1 protein-coding gene is annotated in these 1,294 nt (G+C 57.5%); it reads left to right on the top strand.

The features are described 5' to 3' along the window. Nucleotides 1–146 precede the first annotated feature (146 nt). A complete protein-coding gene (locus Q4P78_RS08900; RefSeq protein ID WP_303340015.1) occupies nt 147–1,172 on the top strand; it encodes an iron ABC transporter permease in 1,026 nt (341 codons plus the stop codon). The last annotated feature ends 122 nt before the right edge of the window (nt 1,173–1,294 follow it).

Here is a 1,294-nt window from a genome sequence, read left to right as displayed (position 1 = left end):
AAACACCCTATTACGAGACCATCCCTTTCCGTCCCGACCTTTTGCTGGGCGAGTTAACGGCCTTGTTTTACGGCCTTCCTTACCCCGGGGAACACTACTTCACCCCGTTGCAGTAATTCCGCCTTCATCCCTTCATTCCTCAGCTTATGCAGCGCGCAGTCTTTCTTCCCCTGCTCCTCCTTTTGTTGCTTTTTACCCTCAGCCTTTGTGTCGGGAGCGTCCCTTTGACGCTTGCGGAGGTAGGACAAGGGCTGTTTGGTACGACTGCGGAAGCTGCTCCCGGCGATGAGGCTGTGGCGCAATTCATCATGTGGGAGTCACGTCTACCCCAGTCCCTGACCGCTGTGCTGGCCGGTAGTGCCTTGGCACTGTGCGGACTGGTGATGCAGACCCTCTTTCGCAATCCCTTGGCTGACCCTTCCCTGCTCGGAGTGAGCGGAGGTGCCTCACTCGGTGCCTCGCTTGCCCTCTTGGCTTGGGGTGGTTCGTTGACGTGGGGAAGCCTTGCCCTAAGCGGCCAACTCCTGACGATAGGAGCGGCCTTTCTCGGGGCAATGCTCGTCATCCTGTTGCTCACCTTGTGCAGTCGTTGGGTCAGCGATAGCCTCGGCCTGCTGGTTATCGGCGTGATGATGAGCTTTGTGCTTTCGGCCTTTATCTCCCTGCTGAGCTTCTTCGCTACGGCAGATGGCCTGCGTGCCTTTGTGGTGTGGGGAATGGGTGATTTTTCGTCTCTTTCGTTTGAGCGTCTGCCGCTCTTCGCGCTGTGTATTGTGGTGCCCCTTGTGGGACTTTTCGGTTTTGCCCGTCCACTCAATGCCCTATTGTTGGGCGAAGCCTATGCCGCCAATCTTGGCGTGCGGGTACAGCAGGTGCGCACCCTTCTTCTCTTGCTTATCGGTCTCCTGACCGCAGTTGTTACCGCATTGTGCGGTCCTATCTCCTTCATCGGTTTGGCTGTACCTCACTTGGCCCGCCTGTGGTTGCGCCGTGCCGACCATCGACACCTCTTGCCCGCCACTGCCCTGCTCGGTGCCGACCTTTCCCTCTTTGCCTTAATATTGACTCACCTACCTGGTGCTCGAGGCACACTGCCTCTAGCTGCCGTCACCCCCTTGCTCGGTGCTCCGGTGGTGCTTTACCTGCTCTTACGCCGCCATCGTGTGGGGTAAGGGAAAAACGCTTTAGGCTATTCAGTCTTAGAGCAAACCCTTCCGCTCCTATACGCTTGGCAGGGAGTGGCCGTTAATCTTGCGGTAGAGATCGAGTGCGTAAACGTCCGTCATTCCTGAGA

It is taken from the genome of Rothia sp. (in: high G+C Gram-positive bacteria), from assembly GCF_030540545.1.
GTDB lineage: Bacteria > Actinomycetota > Actinomycetes > Actinomycetales > Micrococcaceae > Rothia.
This window is presented reverse-complemented; position numbering and strand designations above follow the sequence as displayed.

Coding starts and splice junctions, on each gene's coding strand:
- Q4P78_RS08900 (WP_303340015.1), top strand. CDS start 147: ATGCAGCGCGCAGTCTTTCTTCCCCTGCTCCTCCTTTTGTTGCTTTTT.